Source organism: Pseudomonas svalbardensis (assembly GCF_030053115.1).
In the GTDB taxonomy this organism is placed as follows: Bacteria; Pseudomonadota; Gammaproteobacteria; order Pseudomonadales; family Pseudomonadaceae; genus Aquipseudomonas; species Aquipseudomonas svalbardensis.
Genome location: NZ_CP125619.1, coordinates 321,908 through 346,433, shown reverse-complemented (window position 1 = coordinate 346,433; position 24,526 = coordinate 321,908). Strand labels below are relative to the sequence as shown.

The 24,526-nt window shown below is 57.8% G+C and carries 26 protein-coding genes, 1 tRNA gene and 1 pseudogene; 17 read left to right on the top strand and 11 right to left on the bottom strand.

From position 1 onward, the window contains the following. Window positions 1-9: 9 nt before the first annotated feature. The 3 genes from QFX16_RS01625 (at window position 10) to QFX16_RS01615 (ending at window position 3,822) form a co-directional block, all read left to right on the top strand. Window positions 10-1,329 (top strand): S41 family peptidase, encoded by a 1,320-nt coding sequence (locus QFX16_RS01625; RefSeq protein ID WP_283182567.1) that lies wholly within the window; start codon window positions 10-12, stop codon window positions 1,327-1,329. Between the two features lies 1 nt (window position 1,330). Next, window positions 1,331-2,113 carry a divergent polysaccharide deacetylase family protein gene (locus QFX16_RS01620; RefSeq protein WP_283182566.1) on the top strand — a complete coding sequence of 261 codons (783 nt, stop codon included), beginning with the start codon at window positions 1,331-1,333 and terminating at the stop codon, window positions 2,111-2,113. Between the two features lie 197 nt (window positions 2,114-2,310). Then, the gene (locus QFX16_RS01615; protein ID WP_283182565.1) at window positions 2,311-3,822 is read left to right on the top strand and encodes a trypsin-like serine peptidase; all 1,512 of its coding nucleotides are present in this window, start codon (window positions 2,311-2,313) and stop codon (window positions 3,820-3,822) included. On the opposite strand, the pseudogene QFX16_RS01610 reads toward QFX16_RS01615, so the two are convergent. Continuing rightward, window positions 3,803-4,001 (bottom strand): annotated as a pseudogene (locus QFX16_RS01610) (amino acid ABC transporter substrate-binding protein); the annotation flags it as partial. The gene QFX16_RS01615 and the pseudogene QFX16_RS01610 overlap by 20 nt on opposite strands. Before the next feature lie 151 nt (window positions 4,002-4,152). On the opposite strand from QFX16_RS01610, the gene QFX16_RS01605 reads away from it, so the two are divergent. Continuing rightward, window positions 4,153-5,613: a trypsin-like serine peptidase gene (locus QFX16_RS01605; RefSeq protein ID WP_283182564.1), complete on the top strand. Its 1,461-nt coding sequence runs from the start codon at window positions 4,153-4,155 to the stop codon at window positions 5,611-5,613. Here the strand turns inward: QFX16_RS01605 and QFX16_RS01600 are convergent. The 7 genes from QFX16_RS01600 to QFX16_RS01570 form a co-directional block, all read right to left on the bottom strand. Beyond that, a complete protein-coding gene (locus QFX16_RS01600; RefSeq protein WP_283182563.1) occupies window positions 5,610-6,365 on the bottom strand; it encodes a substrate-binding periplasmic protein in 756 nt (251 codons plus the stop codon). The genes QFX16_RS01605 and QFX16_RS01600 overlap by 4 nt on opposite strands. 78 nt (window positions 6,366-6,443) lie before the next feature. Further along, complete coding sequence (hisF, locus tag QFX16_RS01595) at window positions 6,444-7,214, bottom strand: imidazole glycerol phosphate synthase subunit HisF (protein WP_007897430.1); 771 nt, start codon at window positions 7,212-7,214, stop codon at window positions 6,444-6,446. Between the two features lie 9 nt (window positions 7,215-7,223). Beyond that, window positions 7,224-7,961: a 1-(5-phosphoribosyl)-5-[(5-phosphoribosylamino)methylideneamino]imidazole-4-carboxamide isomerase gene (gene hisA, locus QFX16_RS01590; RefSeq protein ID WP_283182562.1), complete on the bottom strand. Its 738-nt coding sequence runs from the start codon at window positions 7,959-7,961 to the stop codon at window positions 7,224-7,226. A 42-nt stretch (window positions 7,962-8,003) separates the two neighbouring features. Next, window positions 8,004-8,261 (bottom strand): DUF2164 domain-containing protein, encoded by a 258-nt coding sequence (locus QFX16_RS01585; protein WP_008024930.1) that lies wholly within the window; start codon window positions 8,259-8,261, stop codon window positions 8,004-8,006. Beyond that, complete coding sequence (gene hisH, locus QFX16_RS01580) at window positions 8,262-8,900, bottom strand: imidazole glycerol phosphate synthase subunit HisH (RefSeq protein WP_059181795.1); 639 nt, start codon at window positions 8,898-8,900, stop codon at window positions 8,262-8,264. Continuing rightward, window positions 8,900-9,493 carry an imidazoleglycerol-phosphate dehydratase HisB gene (gene hisB, locus QFX16_RS01575; protein WP_123367004.1) on the bottom strand — a complete coding sequence of 198 codons (594 nt, stop codon included), beginning with the start codon at window positions 9,491-9,493 and terminating at the stop codon, window positions 8,900-8,902. Before hisB ends, hisH begins: the two co-directional genes overlap by 1 nt. Window positions 9,494-9,756: 263 nt before the next feature. After that, a complete protein-coding gene (locus QFX16_RS01570; RefSeq protein WP_283182561.1) occupies window positions 9,757-11,421 on the bottom strand; it encodes an OFA family MFS transporter in 1,665 nt (554 codons plus the stop codon). 220 nt (window positions 11,422-11,641) lie between these two features. Between QFX16_RS01570 and QFX16_RS01565 the strand changes: the two genes are divergently transcribed. From QFX16_RS01565 to QFX16_RS01545, 5 genes are all read left to right on the top strand, one after another. Next, window positions 11,642-12,046 (top strand): acetyl-CoA sensor PanZ family protein, encoded by a 405-nt coding sequence (locus QFX16_RS01565; protein ID WP_283182560.1) that lies wholly within the window; start codon window positions 11,642-11,644, stop codon window positions 12,044-12,046. Window positions 12,047-12,124: 78 nt separating this feature from the next. Then, the gene (locus QFX16_RS01560) at window positions 12,125-14,341 is read left to right on the top strand and encodes an AsmA family protein (RefSeq protein ID WP_283182559.1); all 2,217 of its coding nucleotides are present in this window, start codon (window positions 12,125-12,127) and stop codon (window positions 14,339-14,341) included. Beyond that, window positions 14,338-15,405 carry an A/G-specific adenine glycosylase gene (gene mutY, locus QFX16_RS01555; protein WP_283182558.1) on the top strand — a complete coding sequence of 356 codons (1,068 nt, stop codon included), beginning with the start codon at window positions 14,338-14,340 and terminating at the stop codon, window positions 15,403-15,405. Before QFX16_RS01560 ends, mutY begins: the two co-directional genes overlap by 4 nt. Next, on the top strand, window positions 15,402-15,674 hold the full coding sequence (locus QFX16_RS01550) for an oxidative damage protection protein (RefSeq protein WP_283182557.1): 273 nt from the start codon (window positions 15,402-15,404) through the stop codon (window positions 15,672-15,674). Before mutY ends, QFX16_RS01550 begins: the two co-directional genes overlap by 4 nt. Before the next feature lie 103 nt (window positions 15,675-15,777). Next, window positions 15,778-15,853: transfer RNA gene (locus tag QFX16_RS01545), tRNA-Phe, on the top strand. A gap of 159 nt (window positions 15,854-16,012) precedes the next feature. Here the strand turns inward: QFX16_RS01545 and QFX16_RS01540 are convergent. Then, complete coding sequence (locus tag QFX16_RS01540) at window positions 16,013-16,216, bottom strand: YceK/YidQ family lipoprotein (protein ID WP_349294103.1); 204 nt, start codon at window positions 16,214-16,216, stop codon at window positions 16,013-16,015. 161 nt (window positions 16,217-16,377) lie between these two features. Beyond that, window positions 16,378-16,824: a carboxypeptidase regulatory-like domain-containing protein gene (locus QFX16_RS01535; RefSeq protein WP_283182555.1), complete on the bottom strand. Its 447-nt coding sequence runs from the start codon at window positions 16,822-16,824 to the stop codon at window positions 16,378-16,380. A gap of 262 nt (window positions 16,825-17,086) precedes the next feature. Between QFX16_RS01535 and QFX16_RS01530 the strand changes: the two genes are divergently transcribed. The 6 genes from QFX16_RS01530 (at window position 17,087) to vapC (ending at window position 20,925) form a co-directional block, all read left to right on the top strand. After that, a complete protein-coding gene (locus tag QFX16_RS01530) occupies window positions 17,087-18,163 on the top strand; it encodes a PDDEXK nuclease domain-containing protein (RefSeq protein ID WP_283182554.1) in 1,077 nt (358 codons plus the stop codon). A 48-nt stretch (window positions 18,164-18,211) separates the two neighbouring features. After that, window positions 18,212-19,186: an alpha/beta hydrolase family protein gene (locus tag QFX16_RS01525; RefSeq protein ID WP_283182553.1), complete on the top strand. Its 975-nt coding sequence runs from the start codon at window positions 18,212-18,214 to the stop codon at window positions 19,184-19,186. A 37-nt stretch (window positions 19,187-19,223) separates the two neighbouring features. Next, the gene (locus QFX16_RS01520) at window positions 19,224-19,640 is read left to right on the top strand and encodes a hypothetical protein (protein ID WP_283182552.1); all 417 of its coding nucleotides are present in this window, start codon (window positions 19,224-19,226) and stop codon (window positions 19,638-19,640) included. Window positions 19,641-19,646: 6 nt separating this feature from the next. Beyond that, on the top strand, window positions 19,647-20,099 hold the full coding sequence (locus QFX16_RS01515; protein ID WP_283182551.1) for a hypothetical protein: 453 nt from the start codon (window positions 19,647-19,649) through the stop codon (window positions 20,097-20,099). Window positions 20,100-20,287: 188 nt separating this feature from the next. Then, window positions 20,288-20,518: a type II toxin-antitoxin system VapB family antitoxin gene (gene vapB / locus QFX16_RS01510; RefSeq protein ID WP_033058311.1), complete on the top strand. Its 231-nt coding sequence runs from the start codon at window positions 20,288-20,290 to the stop codon at window positions 20,516-20,518. Next, on the top strand, window positions 20,518-20,925 hold the full coding sequence (gene vapC / locus QFX16_RS01505) for a type II toxin-antitoxin system tRNA(fMet)-specific endonuclease VapC (protein WP_283182550.1): 408 nt from the start codon (window positions 20,518-20,520) through the stop codon (window positions 20,923-20,925). The genes vapB and vapC overlap by 1 nt, the downstream gene beginning before the upstream one ends. A 76-nt stretch (window positions 20,926-21,001) precedes the next feature. Here the strand turns inward: vapC and gabP are convergent, their stop codons facing one another. Beyond that, the gene (gene gabP / locus QFX16_RS01500; RefSeq protein ID WP_283182549.1) at window positions 21,002-22,393 is read right to left on the bottom strand and encodes a GABA permease; all 1,392 of its coding nucleotides are present in this window, start codon (window positions 22,391-22,393) and stop codon (window positions 21,002-21,004) included. A 563-nt stretch (window positions 22,394-22,956) separates the two neighbouring features. Between gabP and QFX16_RS01495 the strand changes: the two genes are divergently transcribed. Continuing rightward, entirely contained in the window at window positions 22,957-23,730 is a 774-nt protein-coding gene (locus tag QFX16_RS01495; protein WP_007897462.1) for an ABC transporter ATP-binding protein, read from the top strand. A gap of 13 nt (window positions 23,731-23,743) precedes the next feature. Continuing rightward, complete coding sequence (locus QFX16_RS01490; protein WP_095127574.1) at window positions 23,744-24,490, top strand: ABC transporter substrate-binding protein; 747 nt, start codon at window positions 23,744-23,746, stop codon at window positions 24,488-24,490. Window positions 24,491-24,526 lie beyond the last annotated feature (36 nt).

Below are 24,526 nucleotides of genomic sequence, written 5' to 3'. Positions count from 1 at the left end.
TCGTTCGACATGCTGCATTTGTCCCGCCTTACCTCGCTGGCCCTGACGATCGCCCTGGTGATCGGCGCGCCTCTGGCGTTCGCCGCTCAACCGGCCCCGGCAGTCGCGCCTGCGGGCACTGCTGCGACCACCAAGGCGCCGTTGCCTCTGGAAGAGTTGCGCACCTTTGCCGAGGTCATGGATCGGATCAAGGCTGCCTATGTCGAACCGGTGGACGACAAGACCCTGCTGGAAAACGCCATCAAGGGCATGCTCAGCAACCTCGACCCGCACTCCGCCTACCTGGGCCCGGAAGACTTCGCTGAATTGCAGGAAAGCACCAGCGGCGAATTCGGCGGCCTGGGCATCGAAGTGGGCGCCGAAGACGGTTTCATCAAGGTGGTTTCGCCGATCGATGACACTCCGGCCTCCAAGGCTGGCATTCAGGCCGGCGACTTCATCGTCAAGATCAACGGCCAGCCGACCCGCGGCCAGAGCATGACCGAAGCCGTGGACAAGATGCGCGGCAAGATCGGCCAGAAAATCACCCTGACCCTGGTGCGCGACGGCGGTGCACCGTTCGACGTGACCCTGGCCCGCGCCATCATTCAAGTGAAGAGCGTGAAGAGCCAGTTGCTGGAGTCCGGCTACGGCTACATCCGCATCACCCAGTTCCAGGTCAAGACCGGCGACGAAGTCTCCAAGGCCCTGGCCAAGCTGCGCAAGGACAACGGCAAGAAGCTCAAAGGCATCATCCTCGACCTGCGTAACAACCCGGGCGGCGTGCTGCAAGCGGCGGTGGAAGTGGTCGACCACTTCATCACCAAAGGCCTGATCGTTTACACCAAGGGCCGTATCGCCAACTCCGAGCTGCGCTTCTCCGCCACCGGCAAGGACGAGAGCGAAGCCGTGCCAATGGTCGCGCTGATCAACGGCGGCAGCGCCTCGGCCTCGGAAATTGTCGCCGGTGCCTTGCAGGATCAGAAACGCGCGGTGGTCATGGGTACCACCAGTTTCGGTAAAGGCTCGGTACAAACCGTCCTGCCACTGAACAACGAACGCGCACTGAAGATCACCACGGCGCTGTATTACACGCCGAACGGTCGCTCGATCCAGGCTCAGGGCATCGTCCCGGACATCGAAGTGCGCAGGGCCAAGATCACCAACGAGCAGGACGGCGAGTACTTCAAGGAAGCCGATCTGCAAGGTCACCTGGGCAATGGCAACGGCGGCGCCGACAAACCGACCAGCGCCAGCGGCAAAGCCAAGGCCATGCCGCAGGATGATGACTACCAATTGGCCCAGGCCTTGAGCCTGCTCAAAGGGTTGAGCATCACCTCCGGCCGCTGAGATGCGCCTGCCGTTGCTCCTCGGCCTGCTGTGCTTTCTGGTGGGTGTTGCTCACGCAGCGCCCGCCCCTCAAAAGGCCTACATCACTCTGATCATCGATGACCTGGGGCAGAACCTGCCCCGGGATCGCCGCGTGCTGGCCCTGCCAGGCCCGGTCACCACGGCGATCATGCCCGACACGCCCCACGCCACCGAATTCGCCCGCGAGGCTCATCGCGCCGGCAAGATTGTCATCCTGCACATGCCCATGGACCCGGCCACCGGTCCGTTTGCCTGGCATCCCGACTTGCCCATCGAAGAGCTTGAGAAACGGCTGAACGCTGCGTTCAAAAAGGTGCCGTACACCGCTGGCATCAACAACCACATGGGCAGCCGCATGACCGCCCAGCCGGTGGCGATGGCGTGGTTGATGGCCGAGTTGCAGCGCCGCCACAAACTCTTCGTCGACAGCCGCACCAGCGCTCAGACAGTCGCCGCCGCCGAGGCGCAGAAGATTGGTCTGGCCAGCGTCTCGCGAGATGTCTTTCTCGATGATGAACGCACCGAGGCCGCGATCTTCACTCAGCTACAGACCGCCATCAGCCTGGCGCGCAAACAGGGTTCGGCAGTGATGATCGGTCACCCTTATCCGCAAACCTTGGCGGTGCTGGAGCGCGAGCTGCCCAAGCTCAAGGCTCAGGGCATTGAGTGGATCGATATCAAGTCGATGATCGGCCTGCGTGGCAATCGCGCAACTGCCGCGCATGGGAAGGACGGTCATTACCGACTGCCGCAAACCCAGTAATTTCACTGCAATTAGTTAGTTAACTTCAAACTTAATCAGCGCCGATAAATTACCACCCCCACTCACCCTCCACTCGCCACCTCTTCACAATCGGACACACATCAACAACCAACTCCCCCCCACTTCAATTACACTTCTTTCGCACCGCAGCAACATCCAACTTTATTAACATCCACGTTCACAACCAAGGATCGGTTATGAATTACAAATCTATTGCACGTACAACTATCCCCTTAATAGCACTCACCTTCTCCCTAGCCTCTTGCGCCTACACTGTTCCCGAGCCACCGGAGCCCGTCCTGCTCAGTAATGCTGACGGACAATACACAAACTGGAACGGCATTGGAGGTACATTTAAGGATGACAACCGCTATTGCACGGCAAGTTTGCTTGATACTCGCGACGCCATGGGTACCTCTACAGGCCCTGCTTACCTATTGACCAATGGGCACTGTGCTTCAATCATCTCCGGCACAGCAGCCGATACTCCATTCAACGGCCATGTACAGTTCAACTTTTTCCACGATACGATGGAAGGCGCCAAGCGTTACGACATCCACAAGATAAACTGGGCCAGCCTCGCCAGTTCTGATGTCGCTATCCTGGAACTGACCGACTCGCTGGATACACTGCTGAAAGACGGAATTACGCCACTCAAGCTAGCGTCTAAAGCGCCTGCAGAACCGCGCCCGATTCAAGTCCCTGGCGCACCTGGAATCGCCCCCGGCCTCAGGCTGTCAACCTGTACCCTAGAGCCAACTAACACCACATTGATCAAGCACTTGGCCGTCCACACCGATTACCAGAAGCACGACTGCAAGGGTATTGCATCAGGCTCTTCAGGGTCTCCCGTTCTTGATGCAGCGACAGGAGAAGTTATCGGTGTATTGTCCGGAACGACTTATGGTATCTCAACGGATGATTTATGTTTCTGGCATGCACTTTGTGGAAATAATCAAAAAAAATCCATCTTGCCTGATCAGGCAAGCCACAGCTTTCCTGTTGACTATCTTTCTTACTGTTTCACCAATGGACGTTTTAATACGGACGCCCAATCTTGCACAATAAATCCAAACTTCAACTTCAAATCCAAAAGAAACGCTGACATCACACTTCATAGAAAACCCGTTGACCACAATGATCAAGCACCTGTCTGGGATGTCGACTTCTCGATGAGCACCGCTTTTTATCGCTTTAAAACAGTACGCGACGCACACGCTTGTTATTTGCCTGATCACTATAGCCGCCCGATCAGCACAGCCAATGCGAAAATTGATGCAGAGATCGGTCGAGAGGAAGGTTTGTATTATCTTTGCCTGGTGGGTGTCGAGTCAGCCGAGCAACGACCTAGCATCGGATTACGCAGAAACACCCAAATACTGTCTGCCCGGCTAACCGAACCGACTTTCGCCACACTACCTGAACCAACTGTCACATTTAGATTCTCAGAGAAATATGTTTCTGTTGACTGGTTCGAAAAGCCTTCCCGTTCCATTTGGACTCGATTCTACGATAACAACCTTGGCGAACGTAATTGCGCTGATATAGATCGCAGGGAGTATGAACAAACAGATAATGGACTCGTTATCCCACTGGAATTTCTTCCGGTGTCGTTTTGCAGTTACATCGAGGACAGGAATTTTAATACTTCCCAGGTACACACAGTCCTGGTGCAAGCCCCGACAACGGTCACAGATACCGCGCCATGAAGTCGTCTACCACGCCTTCCTTGCGCAACTGATCCGCGCAGCCTGAAGCTTGGCGACTATCTCTTCCGACAGTTCAGTGCCAGATAAAGTTGGGCACTGTTGAAACGCAGCACGGTCTTGAGACCAGTCACACCATCCTGCCGAGCGAGGTAACGGCCGGCAGGATCACGCGTCGCCCAAGGATGTTTTCCGTCAGCAGCACCAGATCGGTGTCTGCTTGCTCCACGCGGCTTCATTAGCGCACTCGAGGCAATAACTATCTATCTCTCTGGGCACAATGATGCGTGCCAGGATAGGACTCACTCTGAATTTCATCACCAAGGAATGGCCATGAAATGCGTTAGTCATCTGTCCGCCTGGGGACTTGCCTGCCTCTTGGCCGCGAGCCCCTCTGCACACGCACGAGACCTGGGAGAAGGCGCTGTCAACAACTCAGGTTCAAAAGCCCTTCAAAACAGTAACAACCAATACGCAATCTGGAGCGGCATCGGACGCCTTGCTCACCGCTCCGGCGCGTCCTGCACCGCTGCTCTTCTTGATACCAGAAACAGGCAAGGCAAAGCGGTGGGGCCGGCCTATCTGATTACCGCCGGCCACTGCGTTGTCTTTGCGTACGGCACCGCCCGCACGGACGAACCCATCGAAGCGAACATCACCTTCAACTACTTCCATGACTCGCCCAAGCATCACATTACTTACCCGGTTCGAATTGCTCGCTGGACCAGCATGGTGGGCACCGACCTGGCGATACTCGAGGTTGGGACTTCACTGGCAACCCTTATAAAGAAGGGTATCAACCCGCTCAATCTCGCCAGCCATCAAAGCTTCGAAGCCCATGACGTACTCAACCTTGGTGCACCCGCGGGCTATCTAGAGAAAGGGTTACGCTTGAGCGCCTGCTCAGAAGAGACGGCCGGAACCTTCATTGATCATCCAGGCGTATTTTCGCAGGCCATGAAAAACCTCTGCGATTTGCGTGGTGGTAGCTCTGGAAGCCCGATGCTTGATCGCCAGACCAATGAAATCACCGGCATCGTCAGCAAAGTTGCAGCCAGGTTAAAAAAGGAGGCATCGCCTGATTGCACAACGGCAGCCTGCCAGGCGGCCACCTTTAATTACAGCTACCCGGCCAACTTCCTGCATCAGTGCTTTATCGCGGGTGTTTTCGATGTCAATGCGCCGGATTGTTCACTCAAGCCTGTGAATTTTACGGTTACGCAGCCTTGGGACATCAAGCCTTATGTGCACACGCAAAAAAACACTGCTGGACAAATTACTTTACCAACGTGGAATTTCAGGTTTTCGCTTGACGATCCGTTCTATCGCTATAAAGCCGTGCGCAACGCCAGAGACTGTCAAACACGTCGCAACTACAGCGACGCCATTCACTCCGAAGATGCCTACATCAACGACGATATAGGCCCTCAACCCGGTATACATGCGCTATGCATCATCGGTGCCGCCTCGCAAGAGCAACCACTCACCCTGTCATCGTTGAAAAATGCTTTTACCCACGCGGTGTATTTGACCTCCGCCGAGCTGATGCCCAGCATCAGCCCTGATTACCGCGTCACCTGGGAACTCTTGCATGCGGAATTCATCCACAATTTCTTCTACTCAGCCCCCGCTGACGGTCAGCACTGTGGCGACATTGATGACCCTCGTTACAAGCCTGTTCCCGAGAGCATCACCTTCGCCGAAGAACAATTGCCGGTCATGCTGTGCAGTTACGTTCGCAATCGTTCCGGACAACCGTCATCGATACGCACCGACCTTATTGGACAGCCCTAGAGATACCGCGCCATGATGTCGTCCACCACGCCTTCCTTGCGCAACTGATCCAGCGCGGCCTGAAGCTTGGCGACGATTTCGTCGGACACGTCTTTGTTCAGCGCCAGATAAAGTTGGGCACTGTTGAAACGCAGTACGGTCTTGAGACCAGTCACACCATCCTGCCGAGCGAGGTAACGGCCGGCAGGATCACCCGTCGCCCAAAGGTCGATCTGGCCACTGACCAGTTTCTTCGCGTTGTCCTGATCGCGCAGCACGACTATCGGCTTCAATCCCTGGCTGGCCAATGTCTCGGCAATCGCATCGCCCTTGTAGGCGCCGATCTTGTATTTGCGCGCCTGCTCCAGCGACTCAAGGCTGATCTTGCTATCGGCCTTGGCCAGCATGATCCAGTCATCCGGCCCGATCGGGCCAACCCACTTGAACAGGTTCTCGCGATCCGGCAACCGCGCCATCACAAATACGCCGTAACCGGGCTTCTCCAGGGCGAGCTTGTAGATTCGCTCCCAAGGAAAACGCAACGTCAGGCTGTAGGTGACTTCGGCGCGTTTAAACATCTCGCGGACGATGTCCACGGCGATGCCATTGATGTTCTCGTCCTGAGCGAAGTTCTTGCCGTTCTTCGCCATGTTGTAGGGGGGGAAATTTTCAGTCAGCAACACCAGATCGGTGCCGGTATTTTCTGCGGCACGCGCCCCATTGATGAGCAATAGAGAGGCGCTGGCGAGGACAAGAAGAAGGCGTTTAAGCATGTCTGGCTACCGAGATCCATGGCGTACCCAAGAGTGCCCTGAGCCCGCCATGATGTCCACTGGCCTGTATCGGTTTGTTTAGCGCATCACGATGCCGCGATGAGCCATGTAGGCCTTGGCTTCCTGCACGGTGTATTCGCCAAAGTGGAAAATACTCGCCGCCAATACTGCACTGGCGTGGCCTTCTAGAATGCCGTCAGCCAAGTGCTGCAGGTTGCCGACGCCGCCCGAAGCAATCACCGGAATACCCAATGCATCGCTGATCGCGCGGGTAACGCCCAGATCGAAGCCGTTTTTCATGCCGTCCTGGTCCATGCTGGTCAGCAGGATTTCACCGGCGCCCAGGCCTTCCATCTTCTTCGCCCACTCAACGGCGTCGAGACCGGTAGGCTTGCGACCGCCGTGGGTGAAGATTTCCCAGCGCGGGGTTTCGCCCGGACCGGAAACTTTCTTGGCGTCGATCGCAACGACGATGCACTGCGAACCGAAATGCTGAGCCGCTTCACCAACAAACTCAGGATTGAATACCGCAGCAGTGTTGATCGAAACCTTGTCCGCGCCGGCATTCAGCAGATTGCGAATGTCCTGCACGGTACGCACACCGCCGCCCACGGTCAGCGGGATGAACACCTGGCTGGCCATGCGCTCGACGGTATGCAGCGTGGTGTCGCGGCCATCGACGCTGGCGGTGATGTCGAGAAAAGTAATCTCGTCGGCACCCTGCTCGTCGTAACGACGGGCGATTTCCACCGGGTCGCCGGCATCACGGATGTTCTCGAACTTGACGCCCTTGACCACCCGGCCGTTATCCACGTCCAGGCAAGGGATGATGCGTTTGGCCAGCGCCATGGTCAGTCCTCAGCCTTTGTACGAATCGCAGAAAGCTTGCGCTTCAGCGACATCGAGAGTGCCTTCGTAGATCGCCCGGCCAGTGATGGCGCCGATGATGCCTAGCGCTTTCGCGTCGAGCAGCGACTTGATGTCGCCGAGGTTGTGGATGCCACCGGAGGCGATCACCGGGATCTTCGTTGCAGCGGCCAGCGCAGCGGTGAACGGTACGTTGCAGCCCTGCATCATGCCGTCTTTGGCGATGTCGGTATAAACGATCGCGGATACGCCGTCGGCTTCGAATTGCTTGGCCAGGTCGATCACCTGAATGGTGCTGATTTCAGCCCAGCCATCAGTGGCGACAAAACCGTCTTTGGCATCCAGACCCACGATCACTTTGCCCGGAAATGCGCGGCAGGCTTCGGCGACGAAGGCCGGATCTTTCACGGCTTTGGTGCCGATGATCACGTAGCTCACGCCGGCTTTCACGTAGTGTTCGATGGTTTCCAGGGAACGGATACCGCCGCCAATCTGGATCGGCAGGTTCGGGTAGCGCTTGGCGATGGCAGTCACCACTTCGCCGTTGACCGGCTGACCTTCGAAGGCGCCGTTCAGGTCGACCAGATGCAGACGACGGCAACCGCCCTCCACCCACTTGGCAGCCATGCTCACCGGGTCATCGGAGAACACCGTGGAATCTTCCATGCGGCCCTGGCGCAGACGAACACAGGCACCGTCTTTAAGATCGATAGCGGGAATAATCAGCATCTGGCAAACCTTCAAATTCGATTGTTCAGCTTCGCTCGAAAATCAGTTTTTCTCGAGCGCCCACAAGTCGCTTTCGATGCTTTCGAACCTCTCTTTGAGGTGCGTCTGCACATCGAAAATCGCCCTGTTGTAATAGTGCGGCGCAATTTCACGGGTAAACAGCTCAAGGATTTCGGCCGCTTCGAACGAACCCAGGTCCAGTTCGAAGCGATCTTCCATAAAGCGCTTGATCTTGTGATTGGCCTCGTTCTCCTGTTCGGGAGTGAGGGTCAGGATCGGCGGCTTCTTCTTGACGGCCATTTACCAGCGACCATCCCACGCGGCGAAGTTCTGCAGCAATTGCAGGCCATGGGTATGGCTTTTCTCCGGGTGGAACTGCACGGCGAAACGCGAGCCATCGGCCAGCGCCGCAGCGAAATCGACACCGTAGTGACCGCCGCCCACCACTTGCCGCGCATTGCCGGCAGCGATGTAGTAGCTGTGCACGAAGTAGAAACGCGCCAGGTCCGGAATGTCGTGCCACAGCGGGTGACTCACCTTCTGCTTCACTTCGTTCCAGCCCATGTGCGGGACTTTCAGGTGTTCGCCGTCTTCGTGCAGGTCTTTGCCGAAGAACTTCACCGCGCCCGGGAACAGGCCGATGCAGTCGACGCCGTCGTTCTCTTCACTGCTGTCGAGCAAGGCTTGCATGCCCACACAGATGCCAAGGAACGGACGGTCCTGGCTGACTTCACGCACCAGCGAATCGAAGCCCAGGCGACGGATCTCCGCCATGCAATCGCGAATCGCGCCGACGCCGGGGAATACCACCCGGTCGGCTTCGCGAATCACATCGGCATCGCTGGTGATCAGCACCTTGCCGGCACCGACGTGCTCGAGGGCCTTGGCCACCGAGTGCAGGTTGCCCATGCCGTAATCGATAACCGCGACCGTCTGCATTACAGAACGCCTTTGGTCGACGGCATTTGACCGGCCATGCGGTCATCCAGCTCTACCGCCATGCGCAGGGCGCGGCCGAAAGCCTTGAACACGGTTTCGATCTGGTGGTGAGTGTTGGTGCCACGCAGGTTGTCGATGTGCAGGCTGACGAGGGCGTGATTGACGAAGCCCTGGAAGAATTCCTGGAACAGGTCAACGTCGAAACCGCCGACGGTGGCGCGGGTGTAGGGAACATGCATCTGCAGGCCAGGGCGGCCGGAGAAGTCGATCACCACGCGCGACAGCGCTTCATCGAGCGGCACGTAGGCGTGGCCGTAGCGACGGATGCCTTTCTTGTCGCCGATGGCTTTGGCGAAGGCCTGACCCAGGGTGATACCGACGTCTTCCACGGTGTGGTGGTCGTCGATATGCAGGTCGCCCTTGCTGACAATATCCATGTCGATCAGCCCGTGACGGGCGATCTGGTCCAGCATGTGCTCAAGAAAAGGAACACCGATATCAAATCGGGCCTTTCCGGTGCCATCCAGGTTGATCGAGGCTTTGATCTGGGTTTCCAGAGTGTCGCGCTCGACTGACGCCTTACGTTCGGCCATCACCAGCTCCGCAAAATCATTGGGCGAAAAAGGCAATCATTATAGGGGCGCGGGCGGGAAACAGAAACACGGGAGGTGATATGACTGACGGACTGAACCCCATGCTGTCGGGGATAGACATGTCCATACAAGCCATTTGTACACACCACAAAACAAATGTGGGAGCGAGCCTGCTCGCGAAGAGGCCTTTACATTCAACATCTCTGTCGAATGTCAGACCGCATTCGCGAGCAGGCTCGCTCCCACAGGAGTGATGCGTTTACTTAGTGGAACAGAACCGCCGTTTTCTGCAGGGTCACCCAAACACCCCACGCCAACGGAATACCCACCACCAGCCACGCAGCCACTGCCAAAGGCTTGGTGCCCGCATCCGCTTTCCACTCCAATACGGTGCTGCTGTCAGCACCTTTGTCGTGGCCCAGCGCCTGTTCGGCGGCCAGTTCAGCGTCGGTCATGAAGTACTTATCGGCCACCGGACGCACCAGCAGGTTGCAGATGAAACCCAGCACCAGCAGGCCCGCGAGGATGTACAGGGTGATGTCGTAAGCCGCGGCGCGTTCAACGCCGATGCTCAGCTGATACTCACGCAGGTAGTTCACCAACACCGGACCCAACACACCCGCCGCCGCCCACGCCGTCAACAGACGACCGTGGATCGCGCCGACCATTTGCGTACCGAACAGATCCGCGAGATACGCAGGGACAGTCGCAAAACCACCGCCGTACATCGACAGGATGATGCAGAAGGCCGCCACGAACAGCGCAACGTTGCCCAGGTGACCGAGGTTCGGGATCAACGCGTACAGGGCAAAACCAAGCGCGAAGAACACGAAATAAGTGTTTTTGCGGCCCAGGTAGTCCGAGAACGAGGCCCAGAAGAAGCGGCCACCGATGTTGAACAGGCTCAGCAAACCGGTGAAACCGGCAGCAATCGCCGCGATCGAGGCCAACTGCGAGGCGTCGAGCTGACCAAATGTCAGGCCGTTACCCAACAACGTGCCAGCGAATACTTCCTGCAACAGCGGCGAAGCCATGCCGAGGATGCCGATACCTGCCGAAACGTTCAGGCACAGCACCAGCCACACCAGACGGAATTGCGGGGTTTTCCACGCCACGTTCACGTGGACGTGACGGTGGGTGATCATCGCGTTGGAAGCTTTCTTCGCCGGAGCCGTCCAGCCTTCAGGCTTCCAGCCGGTTGGCGGAACGCGGTAGGACAGTGCGCCACCGATCATGAACACGAAATAGATCGCGGCCATCACCAAGAAGCTCTGCCATACGCCGACGCTGGTTGGCGAAGCGAAGTGGCCCATCAATACTGCGGCCAGCGGAGCACCGACCATTGCGCCCCCACCGAAACCCATGATCGCCATGCCGGTCGCCATACCGCGCTTGTCCGGGAACCACTTGATCAGAGTCGATACGGGCGAGATGTAACCCAGGCCCAGGCCGATACCGCCAATGACCCCGGAGCCGATCCACATCAGCCATATCTGGTGGGTATAGACCCCCAGCGCTGAAATCAGCAGACCGCCACACCAGCACAGTGCCGATACAACGCCAGCCTTGCGTGGCCCGGCGTGTTCCAGCCAGCCGCCCCAGATGGCGGCCGAGCAACCGAGGAAGATGAAGAACAGAGTGTAGATCCAGCCGAGCATCGAGATCGGCCAGTCACATTGGGACGAGAAGACTTGCGAGATGAAGCTCATGTCCGGCGCGCAGGTCACTGCCTTGGTCACGCCCAAGGCTTTGGACAGTGGCAACCAGAACACCGAAAAGCCGTAGGCCATGCCGATGCACAGGTGGATGGCCAGGGCGGCCGGTGGTACCAGCCAACGGTTGAAACCAGGCTTGGCGATGATGCGCTCCTTGGACAGGAACGCGGGCTGGTCGGCTTTGAGGCCGTCCGCCGTGATGCTCGTGGTCATTGTGTATCCCCCAATTATTAGAATGGTTCGTCAGCGCTCCTCACCCCCAGCCTTTATGCGCACGCATGACTGTTTTTGAGGTGAAGCTCCATTTTGATGCGACATCACGTCGCAGAAGGACGGACGAACCGGCAGAGGTTACCATCTGTACGTGACAGAAAAATCAAAGTGATATCACCTTTTGTATGTCATCAGTTCTCGTACCACTGAAGGACCCCTCATGCCGATCATTGTCGAGCCGCTAAACGAAGCCACTTATCAGGATCAGCAAGATCTGCAGAAGATCTACCGCGATGCACCGGACTGGCTGTTTGCCCCGTTTGCCGGAGATTTGCAGTTGATCGAAAGCTGCCTGCTGGACGGTTCGCTGATTGCCGGCCGCTTCAACGATCGGCTTTTGGGCGCGGCACGCCTGCAACGGCACCAGGATGTCTGGCATCTGTCCCAACTATGCGTACGAAAAATTACCCGTCGGCGTGGCGTGGCCGAGCGCCTGGTGAACGAAGCGCAGAAAATGGCGTCGCAATCGGGCGCGACATTGCGCTTGCTGGCGCCTGCCGGGCATCTGGAGGCGCAAGCGCTGGCGGCCAAACTGATAATGCCGCTGGACGAGTTGCCGACGTGATCGCTGACCGGTCGTCCGCTGCGGAGCGCTATACTCCCCGGCTAAATTTCGAATTCGACTAACTACAAGGACTCGCCCATGAAAGCGTTCGGCAAAATCCTGGGTCTGGTACTTCTCGGGCTGTTGCTGATCATTGTGGCGCTGGGCTTTGCCCTGACCCACCTCTTTGATCCCAACGACTATAAAGACGAGATTCGCCAGATAGCCCGCGACAAGGCCCACATCGAGCTGACGCTCAATGGCGATATCGGTTGGAGCCTGTTCCCGTGGCTGGGCCTGGAATTGCATGAAGCCAGCGTCGCGACCCTGGCCAAGCCCACCGAGCCGTTCGCTGATTTGCAGATGCTCGGTCTGTCGGTCCGTGTGCTGCCGCTGCTGCGCCGAGAAGTGCAGATGAGCGATGTGCGCGTCGAAGGCCTGAACCTGCGCCTGAACCGCGACAAGGACGGCCACGGCAACTGGCAAGACATCGGCAAGGCACCGGCGCCGGCCACGCCGCCCGCGACCACTGGCGAACCAGCGACTGAGACCACCGCCCAAGCGGAAAAACCGGCCCAGCCGATTCGCCTGGACATCGACAGCCTGACCGTCAACAACGCCCGCGTTGAATACAGCGACGAAAAAACCGGCAAGCAATACAGCGCCGAAAGCATCCAGCTGAGCACCGGGCCGGTGCATGACTCCACGAACATCCCGGTCAAACTCACCGCGTTCCTGGGCACCAACCAGCCGGTCTTGCGTGTCCGTACCGAGCTCAACGGCGAGCTGCGTTTCGAGCGCGCACTGCAGCGCTACAAACTCGAAGACATGAAACTCACTGGCGAAGTGGCTGGCGATCCGCTGCAAGGCAAAACCATGACCTTCGCTGCTCAAGGCCAGTTGCTGCTGGATAAAGCCGCGAACGTCGCCGAATGGACTGGCATCAAGATTTCCGCCAACCAACTGCGCGCATTGGGTGAACTGAAGGTCAACGACCTCGACAAAACCCCGCAAATCAGCGGCGGCCTGTCGATCGCCCAGTTCGATCTGGCGAAATTCGTCGACAGCATCGGCCAGAAGCTTCCGGCGATGGCTGACGGTAGCCTGAGCAAAGTCGAGTTAGTCAGCCGCCTGGCTGGCACGCCGACCAGTGTGGTGCTCGACAACATCAACCTGAAAGTCGACGACAGCACCTTCAGCGGCCGCATCGCCGTCGAGGACTTCGCCAAACAATCGCTGCGGGCGAACCTCAAGGCCGACACCTTCAACGTCGACCGTTATCTGCCACCAAAATCCGCCGAAGCCAGTAGCGCGACGCAAGTGCGTAAGGCCGAAGTGGCCAGCACCGAAGCCGATGCATTGGCTGGCGCGGGCAGCACACCGCTGCCGCAAGCACCGACCAAAGACGCGTGGAGCAACGAGCGCCTGCTGCCGGTGGAACGCCTGAGCAAACTCGACGTAGACGCTGACCTCACCTTCGGTCAGTTGACGCTCGATAAATTGCCGATACAGAACGCTGCGCTCAAGGCCACAGGCCAGGGCGGTCTGCTGACACTGGAAAGCCTTCGCGGCGACCTGTACGACGGCAACTTCGACGCCAAAGGTACGCTCGACGTGCGCCAACAAGTGCCAGCGCTGAACATGCAGTCGAGCATCAGCAAAGTACCGGTGGAAAAAATCCTCGAAAGCCAGGGTAAAATTCCACCGGTCAAAGGTCTGGTGACGCTCAACAGCAACCTGACCGGCAGCGGCAACAGCCAGAAAGCGCTGATCGAAACCCTCAACGGCAACGCCAGTTTCGTCATCAACAACGGTGTGCTGCTCAATGCCAACCTCGAACAACAGCTGTGCAAAGGCATCGCCACCCTGAACCGTAAATCCCTCAGCGGGGAGCCACGGGGCAAGGACACACCGTTCCAGGAACTCAAGGGCAACCTGACCTTCCGTAACGGCGTGGCCAGCAACCCGGACCTGAAAGTGCGCATCCCGGGCATGACCGTCAACGGCGACGGCGATGTCGATCTGCGGGTGCTGGGCATGGACTATCGCGTGGGCGTTATCGTCGAAGGCGACAAGAGCGACATGCCGGACCCTGCCTGCCAGGTCGGCGAGAAGTTCGTCGGCATCGAGTGGCCGCTGCGCTGCCGTGGTCCGCTGGAACTGGGCGCCAAGGCTTGCCGCCTCGATAACGAACGCATGGGCGAGGTCGCGAGCAAACTGGCCGGCGAACGGATCAGCGAAAAAATCGACGAGAAGCTTGGCGACAAGGTCAGTCCTGAACTGAAAAACGCATTGAAGGGGCTGTTCAAGCGATGAGAGCCGAGCAGTTTTCATCGGCGGTGCTGGACTGGTACGACCGCCACGGCCGTCACGATTTGCCCTGGCAACAAGGCATCACCCCGTATCGGGTGTGGGTCTCGGAAATCATGTTGCAACAGACCCAGGTCAGCACCGTGCTGAACTACTTTGATCGGTTCATGGCCTCGTTGCCAACGATCGAGGCCCTGGCCGCCGCGCCGGAAGACGAAGTTCTGCACCTGTGGACCGGCCTCGGTTACTACACCCGTGCGCGCAATTTGCAGAAGACCGCGAAGATTGTCGTCGAGCAGTACGGTGGCGAGTTTCCCCGCGATGTGGAAAAACTCACGGATCTACCGGGCATCGGCCTGTCCACGGCGGGCGCCATCGCCAGCCTGAGCATGGGTCTGCGGGCGCCGATCCTCGACGGCAACGTCAAACGGGTGCTGGCGCGCTTTACCGCGCAAGAGGGTTATCCGGGCGAGCCAAAGGTCGCCAAACAGCTATGGGCGAACGCTGAGCGCTTTACACCGCATGATCGGGTCAACGCCTACACCCAGGCGATGATGGATCTGGGCGCCACGCTTTGCACCCGTAGCAAGCCGAGTTGCCTGCTCTGCCCGCTCGAAAAGGGCTGCGAAGCGCACATGCTCGGCCTGGAGACGCGCTACCCGATCCCCAAACCGCGTAAAGCCGTGCCACAGAAGCGTACGCTGATGCCGATGCTCGCCAACGGTGACGGCGCGATTCTGCTTTACCGTCGCCCTTCCACGGGCTTGTGGGGCGGTCTATGGAGCCTGCCGGAACTCGACGACCTCGACGACCTGCAACATCTGGCTTCGCAGCACTCGCTGGAACTGGGCAGCCAACAGGCGCTGCCGAGCCTGGTACACACCTTCAGTCATTTTCAGTTGTCCATCGAACCCTGGCTGGTTCAGGTCCAGGAGGCCGGCCATCACGTGGCCGAGGCCGACTGGCTCTGGTATAACCTCGCCACCCCGCCGCGCCTGGGCCTTGCCGCCCCGGTCAAAACCTTGCTCGAACGCGCGGCTGCCGTATTGAACGCAGGAGAGTCGTCATGACCCGCACCATCATGTGCCGCAAGTACAAAGAAGAATTGCCCGCCCTGGAGCGCGCTCCATTTCCAGGCGCAAAAGGTCAGGACATTTTTGACCACGTCTCGGCCAAGGCCTGGGCAGATTGGCAGAAACACCAGACCCTGCTGATCAACGAAAAACGCCTGAACATGATGAACACCGAAGACCGCAAATATCTTCAGGGCGAGATGGACAAGTACTTCTCCGGCGAGGAATACGCCAAAGCCGACGGCTACGTTCCGCCGGCTGAATAATCCCGCTTTTTCGAGGGTCGGAACGTAAGCGACGGTAATAATTAAAATTTTTTTGAAAACTTTCTTGACGACCCCCTGAAAAACCAGTTTAATGCGCCCCGTTGCCCAGATAGCTCAGTCGGTAGAGCAGGGGATTGAAAATCCCCGTGTCGGCGGTTCGATTCCGTCTCTGGGCACCAAATACCGAAAACCCTGAATCGCAAGATTCAGGGTTTTTTTATGTCTTGGATTTGATCAGGCGCGATTCGGCTGTCCCATCCACGGTACTTTTTCCTTCCCTTACGGAAAGCCGAGTCGCCTTTTGGCTGATCAACCTTCGCTTCAGGCTGAAGCAAGCCTCATAGCGTGTTGACGTAATCGACCGGCAGCAACACGGTGTCCAGCGCGGCATCCACGGGCAGGGAAACCACCGTGATAAGCGGGCAGACGATCATGAAGTAACAAATAACAGCCGCCGGCATTCCATCCCCGCCCCTCACGCCAAGCAACTGCAGATTGCCATCGACGCCTTTGTAGTAGTCGACTTTCGTTGCGTTACCCATTCGGCCGATCATTGTTCCGCAACCGGCGAGCATCAATGCAAGGCTCACGACAGAACCCACACGCAAAATCCCTTTCAAGTTCAGCATCCCTTCTAACGCGCTTATGAGGCGCGGGAGTGTAATGGCAAAGGAAGGCTGATCAACGTAAGTACCTCATCCATTTATTCTTCACCACTCCAGTGAAAAACCAGATTACGGGCCGTGCCGCTTCCTACATCCGCAGTGTCATGCTTCGCCTCGCCATTACGCGTCGCCACCACGGTGTACTTGCCGGGAGGTAGCTGAACGTACACCAGCGGGCCAGCCTGACTCAGCGTCAGCACCGTCTGCCCTGGTTCTTTCTGAATGACCACATCCACATCGGGAACGTATTTGTTCTCCACACCGATAGAGAATGTCATGTGCAGGTTGTAGCCGGCAGCTTGCTGGATGGCTTTCGACTCATCCTCGCCGATCCCCCCGGACAGGTAAGTGATCCCGCCTTGTTGTTGCGGCTGGACTTGCACGCCCGAGCTGTCGACGGGTTCAAGACTGGCAGCGCTCAACATGACGGGAAACATCAATACGCCAACAGCGGCGATGGGCAAGAGTGAATGGATGTACTTCATGATGGCGACTCCCGGGTTGCGCGGAACCCAATCGTTACTCCCGTTAGATTTGTTGCTGAATGTTCAAGTTTTAGATCGATTCGCACTTGGGGTCACTGCGAATTGGACTACGTGATGTGCTCTTCATGCATGAGCCGCCGTCGGCCCGGTCCTGCAAAGCAAATCCACCTTTCCTTCCGATTTACCAGCAACGCCCGGCATCGCGGGCTATCACTCTCTTGCCATCCTCTTCCGCCTGTTTCCTTCAGCTGCGGAAAATGTCATGACCTCCCTCAAACCCGGTAACAAAGATCCACAAATAACCTCACTGCTCGGCAATCTTGGCGAATTGATCCGCGAAGCGCGTCAGAAGGTATTACGTGCGGTCGATACCGTCCAAGTGCAAACCTGTTGGCAGATCGGACGGCATATTGTGGAGTTCGAGCAGGAAGGCGCTCGGCGGGCGGGATATGGGAAGCAGTTGCTGGCGACGCTGGCGACGAGTCTGACAGCTGAGTTTGGCAAAGGCTTTGACATCTCCAACCTTCGCTACATGCGCCTGTTCTATCAAGCATTCCCAATTCGTGACGCACTGCGTCACGAATTGAGCTGGACGCACTACCGTAGGTTACTGCGTGTTGAAAACGATCACGCTCGCCACTGGTACATGAACGAGTCGGCTGTTCAAAACTGGTCAAGCCGCGCATTGGAACGCCAGATCAACACGCTCTACTACGAACGCCTGCTGGCAAGCCGAGACCGCTGTGCCGTCAAACAGGAAGCCGCCACCAACATCCAGCAAATGAACGCCAGCCCTCGGGATTTCATCCGGGACCCAGTGCTACTGGAGTTTCTCGGCTTGCCCAATGCGGGCTTGATCCAGGAAAGTGAACTTGAACAAGCATTGATCAATCAACTCCAGGGCTTCCTGCTCGAATTGGGCAAAGGCTTTGCCTTCATCGCTCGCCAGCAACGCATCAGTACCGAGAGCAAAGACTTCTACATCGATCTGGTGTTCTACAACTACCTGCTCAAGTGCTTCGTCATCTTCGACCTCAAGCGCGGCGTACTGACCCACCAGGATGTCGGCCAGATGGACATGTACGTGCGCATGTACGACGACCTTAAGCGCGGACCGGAGGATGGCCCCACCGTCGGCCTCATTCTCTGCGCGCAAAAAGATGAATCGGTGGTGCGCTATTCAGTACTGCAAGGCAACGAACAACTGTTCGCCAGTACCTACAGACTGGTACTGCCGAGCGAGGAGGAACTTCGCACAGAACTGGATCGGGAGTGGGCGGTGCTTGAGGAGCGGTTACTCAAGCAAAGGCCCCGACAAGCACGGGTGGATTGTTCATAAACGGCGTGAAGACTATGGTGACTGGCTAACCGCAAAGGTTCAAAGCCGATGAATTTGCAGGACATGCCCTCACTGGCCCCGACGCAACTTGAATTGCCGTTACCCACCGGCACACCTGGTGACTCTTTCAAGGAACCCGCCGCCGACGGCTTCATCCTTGGCGGCTTCACCTGGCGGCACGCGAATCAAGACTCGACCCGTCCTGTGGTGATCATCAACGCCGCAACATCGGTCCGCTGTCGGCACTACTCGCGCTTTGCCGATTACCTGTACGCCAACGGCTTCGACGTGATCACTTACGACTACCGTGGCATCGGCGAATCGCGACCCGTGTCGCTGAAAGGGCTTCGGGCTTCATGGTCAGATTGGGGCGCGCTGGACTTTGAGGCGATGCTCAAGCGCGCTCAGCGTGAATTTCCCGGGCAACCCATCGATGTTGTAGGCCACAGCTTTGGAGGCTGTGCAGCGGGCCTGGGAGCTTCCGGGCATTTGATTCGACGTCTGGTGACCGTCGGTGCGCAATTCGCTTACTGGCGCGATTACGCGCCGGCCCATCGTTGGCGGATGTTCGGCAAGTGGCATCTGGTGATGCCGTTGATGACATTGCTTTACGGCTACTTCCCCGGCAAACGTCTCGGCTGGCTAGAGGACACCCCCGCTGGCGTGGTTCGCGACTGGAGCATGCCCACCGCGCACTACGAGAAACGCCCCAGCGGTCGCGTCCTTCACGCAAAATCCGGGCGACTGCCCTTCTCATCCGTCACCGCACAAAACCTGGCCATCAGCATCAGCGACGACCCTTACGGCACAATTCCGGCCATCGAACGCCTGCTCGGTTACTTCACCAACAGCACGAACGCCCACTTGCGAATCACCCCCGAAGACCTCGGCGAACAAGAAGTCGGACATTTCGCCTTTTTTCGTAGCGCATACCAAGCCACACTATGGCCCATTGCATTGTCCTGGCTGCAGACCGGCGAACTGACCCCCGACACACCTGGGCGGCTAGTGCCACGCAACTGACTGATGCGCCCACTCAACGAAATACGGAACGACGCCCATGGCCTCCGCCAACAAGCAGCAAAAACGCGCCACACGCGCCAAAGCCAAGGCCAAGCAGAACCGCACCCAACGGGCTGCCGCGCCGGTCGAGCTGGACCCGAACGATGATCGTATCGACTTCGAATCGGTGGACCTTACCGACCTGTTCAAAGAAATGATCGACGCGCAAAAGATCAGCCAACAAGCTATGTGCGCGGCGTTTCTTGAACACCCGCTGCTCGCGCTGGTGCTGGAGCAGGAAGGCGAAGAAACAGCGACAGACTTCATCATCGCTGCGCTGATCGAGTACCGCCAATGGTCCACCGAAGCAGACGAAGCCAGTGCCCTGGCCTGGATCGAATCCCCGGCCTTCCAGATTGATTACGTGGCAGCTTCCGAAGCTATCGCGGCCCAAAACCAACAGAAACCGAACTGAGTTCCCATGGCCTCCCTGAACAAGCAACAGAAACGCGCCAAACGCGCCAAGATCAAAGCCAAGCAAATCAATATCCACGGCAGAAAACCCGTCGCGCTGGACGATGACCTGGGGGAAATCGGCGAGCCGATCCCGGAATACACCCTGGCGATGTTCAGCAAAATGCGCGACGCAGAAGCCACCAGCCGCAACGACATGCTGCTGACCTTGCTGTCGAACCTCGCCGGCATCATCAGCGACCATCCAGAACTGCTGGACTTGGAAAACGCCGACAACGAAGCCATGGCCGCCACTCACCTGGCCGCCGACATGCTGATCGATTACCGCATGTGGGCCGACGGCATGGACCGCGACACCGCCCAGGCCTGGCTGACAGATCCGCAGTTCATCACCGACTTTGGCACGGCGCTCGACAGCTATCGCGAGTCGCTGGACGCGCTGGAAGAAAAGGCTGAGTAAACACTCACCTCAGAAACAACAACGGCCGCTTGTCATCACTGACAGCGGCCGTTTTTTGTTTGAGAAGCCAATAACCCAAAACGATCTGACATGACCCCTCGTCAGCGACCGCGTATATCCCATTGACATATCCCTTAAGAAATCTATTCTTTGGGCTCACAGCACCTACAAAACCGCAGGAGGCCAAAATGGAACAGACCACCCTTTTCATGAGCAATCGAAGCCAGGCTGTCCGCCTCCCCAAAGCTGTTGCCATGCCAAGCGACGTGAAACGAGTCAACGTAGTTGCCATCGGCAGGGCTCGCATCATCACTCCCGCAGATGAAACATGGGACAGCTGGTTTGACGGGGATGGCGTAAGTGCAGATTTCATGACCGATCGTGAACAACCCGCCGATCAGGAGCGTGAGTCGTTCTGATGATCAAATACATGCTCGATACCAACATCTGCATCTTCACCATCAAGAACAAACCGCAAATCGTACGAGAAGCTTTCAATCGTCATAACGGGCAGCTATGCATCAGTGCCGTCACGCTGATGGAGTTGTTCTACGGCGCCGAAAAATCGGCCGCACCGGAAAAGAACCTCGCGGTGATCGAGGGTTTTGTGGCACGCCTTGAGGTCTTGCCTTTCGACAATGAAGCGGCTGCGCACACCGGTATGATTCGATCCGAGTTGGCCAAGGACGGAACGCCTATCGGGCCCTACGACCACATGATTGCCGGCCACGCACGTTCACGCGGATTCATAGTGGTCACCAACAACCTACGCGAATTTGATCGGGTTCCAGGGCTACGCGTAGAAGACTGGGTTCACCCCGATTGAGCCCAGTACAACTGACAGAAACAAAAACGGCCGCTTGTCATCACTGACAGCGGCCGTTTGCGTTATGCGGTACGAATCAGTTCAGCACCACCGCACCCATCTTCTGCAGTTTGCGACGGCGAGCCACAAGCAAACCGGCAGCCACCACCAGCAAACTCAGCAGACCGGTCGCGAGGATCTCCACGCGATGCGCTTCCTGGAACAGCATGATGGTCAGGGCCGCAACGATGAAGATGATCACCGCGTAGGTCAGGGCCGGGAACAGCCACATGCTGAAGGCGATTTTTTCACCGCGGGCCATGCGCTGCTTGCGCATACGCAGTTGCGAGATGGCGATCACCAAATACACCAGCAGCGCGATAGCGCCGGAGCTGGCCAGCAGGAATTCGAACACAGCGGCCGGGGCCACGTAGTTGGCGAAAACCGCGATAAACGCAGCACCGGTGGACAACATGACGGCCCAGTACGGCGTGCCGCTCTTGTTGGTGCGCTGGGAAACGGCCGGTGCATCACCGCGCTTGCCCAGAGAGAACATCATGCGTGAGGCGGTGTACAGCGCCGAGTTCAGGCAGCTGGTCACAGCAACCAGCACCACGATGTCGACGATCAATTTGGCATTCGGGATGCCCATGCGCTCAAGCACAGTCTGGTAGGAGCCGACGGCTGCCAACACCGGGTCGTTCCAAGGCACCAGGGCCACAACGATGAAGATCGATACGAGGTAGAACAAGCCAATCCGCCAGATCACCGAGTTGGTGGCCTTGGAGATTTGCTGGCCAGGGTTCTTCGATTCCGCGGCCGCGATGGTCACGATCTCGGTGCCCATGAAGGAAAACATGGTGGTCAGGATCGCGCCCAACACTGCGCCCATGCCGTTTGGCAGGAAGCCCTGGGTGTCGAACAGGTGCGAAACGCCGCTGACCTGGCTGGTCGGCAGGAAGCCGAAGATCGCCAGAATGCCAAGGCCAATGAAGCCGATGATCGCGATGACTTTGACCAGAGCGAACCAGAATTCGAATTCACCGTAGTTCTTCACGCTGAACAGGTTGGTCACCGTCAGCAACAAGGTGATGACCAAGGTGAAGGCCCAGATCGCCACATTCGGGAACCAGGCGTGCAAGATGGTCGCGGCGGCGTTGGCTTCCAGCGGAATCACCAACACCCAGAACCACCAGTAGAGCCAGCCGATGGTGAAACCGGCCCAGTGACCGATCGCGCGATCGGCATACGTCGAGAAGGAGCCTGTGTCCGGCGAAGCGACGGCCATTTCGCCGAGCATGCGCATCACCAGCACCACCAGCATACCGGCGGCAGCGTAGGCCAACAGCACGGCTGGGCCTGCGGCGGCGATGGCGTGGCCCGAACCGACGAACAGGCCGGCACCGATAACCCCGGCGATCGACAGCATGGTCACATGACGCGGTTTGAGCCCCTGTTCGAGGCCATTGGAGCTTGGGGTACTGCTCATTGAAACTACCTTTGTAAGGAAAAGCGATTACGTCCACCCGGCGTGGTGTTCCCTCTCGTAAAAAGAAACCAACGGGGCGTTCCGTATTCTGCACGCAATAATTGCGCCAAAATGTTACAGAACGCCCAGGGATGGGGCTCTCCGCCGGACCGGACAGTCATCGCAAGTCATTGAGATTAATGGCAATTCGCCAGATCGTTACCCTGCGACCCACTTTAAGAACGAAGCGGCGCACCAGAAACACACCCAAAAATGGTCCGACGCACAATAAAAGTGCAGCTCAGGAACGTTTGGCCGGTTAGCGCTTCCAACACCCCGCCAAAGCTGGCAACATCGCGCCCTTTTTTACGGGACCTGCGGCTGTTTTGTATTTAAAAGCAGGTTCAAACGCCTGTTCGGTTGATAGCAGCGCGACAGTCTGCTGTACCGATGCGACAACCTGCCACAGGCCACCCGTTTACCGCCCATAGCGCTGTTGGCTGCCATTCAGACGCTATGCTAGCTTGGCCGCCTCGCCAGGAAGGCCGCCAACAGCAGGAGCGAAATACTTATGAGGAACGCACATGGCTGAGGCCACGCCCGCGCTTGAAATCCGCAACTTGCACAAACGCTACGGACAGCTTGAGGTGCTTAAAGGCATCTCGCTGACCGCCCGCGACGGCGACGTGATCTCGATCCTGGGTTCTTCCGGTTCCGGCAAGTCCACCTTCCTTCGTTGCATCAACCTGTTGGAAAACCCGCATCAGGGCCAGATCCTGGTGGCCGGCGAAGAACTCAAGCTCAAAGCTGCCAAGAATGGCGAACTGGTCGCTGCCGACGGCAAGCAGATCAATCGCCTGCGCAGCGAGATTGGTTTTGTGTTTCAAAACTTTAATCTCTGGCCGCACATGAGCGTGCTCGACAACATCATCGAAGCGCCGCGCCGCGTACTCGGCCAGAGCAAGGCCGAGGCCATCGAAGTCGCCGAAGCCTTGCTGGCCAAGGTCGGCATCGCCGACAAACGCCACGCCTACCCAGCGCAACTCTCCGGCGGTCAGCAACAACGCGCGGCCATCGCCCGAACGCTGGCCATGCAGCCCAAGGTGATTCTGTTCGACGAACCCACCTCCGCCCTTGACCCGGAAATGGTCCAGGAAGTACTTAATGTCATCCGCGCATTGGCCGAAGAAGGCCGCACCATGCTGCTGGTCACCCATGAAATGGGCTTTGCCCGTCAGGTGTCCAGCGAGGTGGTGTTCCTCCACCAGGGCCTGGTAGAAGAGCAAGGATCGCCACAGCAGGTGTTCGAAAACCCGCTTTCGGCGCGCTGCAAACAATTCATGTCCAGCAACCGCTAACGGAGCTACCCGCATGCAGAACTACAAAAAGATCTTCCTGGCTGCTGCCGTCACCCTGGCCTTCAGCGCCGGTGCCGCCGCCGAGACCTTGAAGATGGGCATCGAAGCGGCCTACCCGCCGTTCAACAACAAAGATGCCAGTGGCAATGTCGTCGGCTTCGACAAAGAAATCGGCGATGCCCTGTGCGCCAAGATGAAAGTCGAATGCACCGTGGTTACGTCCGACTGGGACGGCATCATTCCGGCCCTGAACGCCAAGAAATTCGACTTCCTGATCTCCTCGATGTCGATCACCGACGAGCGCAAGCAAGCGGTGGACTTCACCGACCCGTACTACTCCAACAAGCTGCAATTCATCGCCAAGAAAGACGTCGACTTCAAAACCGACAAGGCTTCCCTGCAAGGCAAAGTGATCGGCGCACAACGTGCGACCCTCGCTGGCACCTGGCTGGAAGACAACATGGAAGGCGTTGAAATCAAACTCTACGACACCCAGGAAAACGCCTACCTCGACCTGACCTCCGGTCGTCTGGACGGCATCCTCGCGGACAAATACGTCAACTACGAGTGGCTGAAAAGCGACGCCGGCCGTTCTTATGAGTTCAAAGGCGACCCGGTGGAAGAAAGCGACAAGATCGGTATCGCTGTACGTAAAGGCGATGAGATTCGTACGAAGCTGAACACCGCACTGAAAGAAATCGTCGCTGATGGCACCTACAAAAAGATCAACGACAAGTACTTCCCGTTCAGCATCTATTGATTCTGACCTGCCGGGCTGGCGCCGTTATTTGACGGC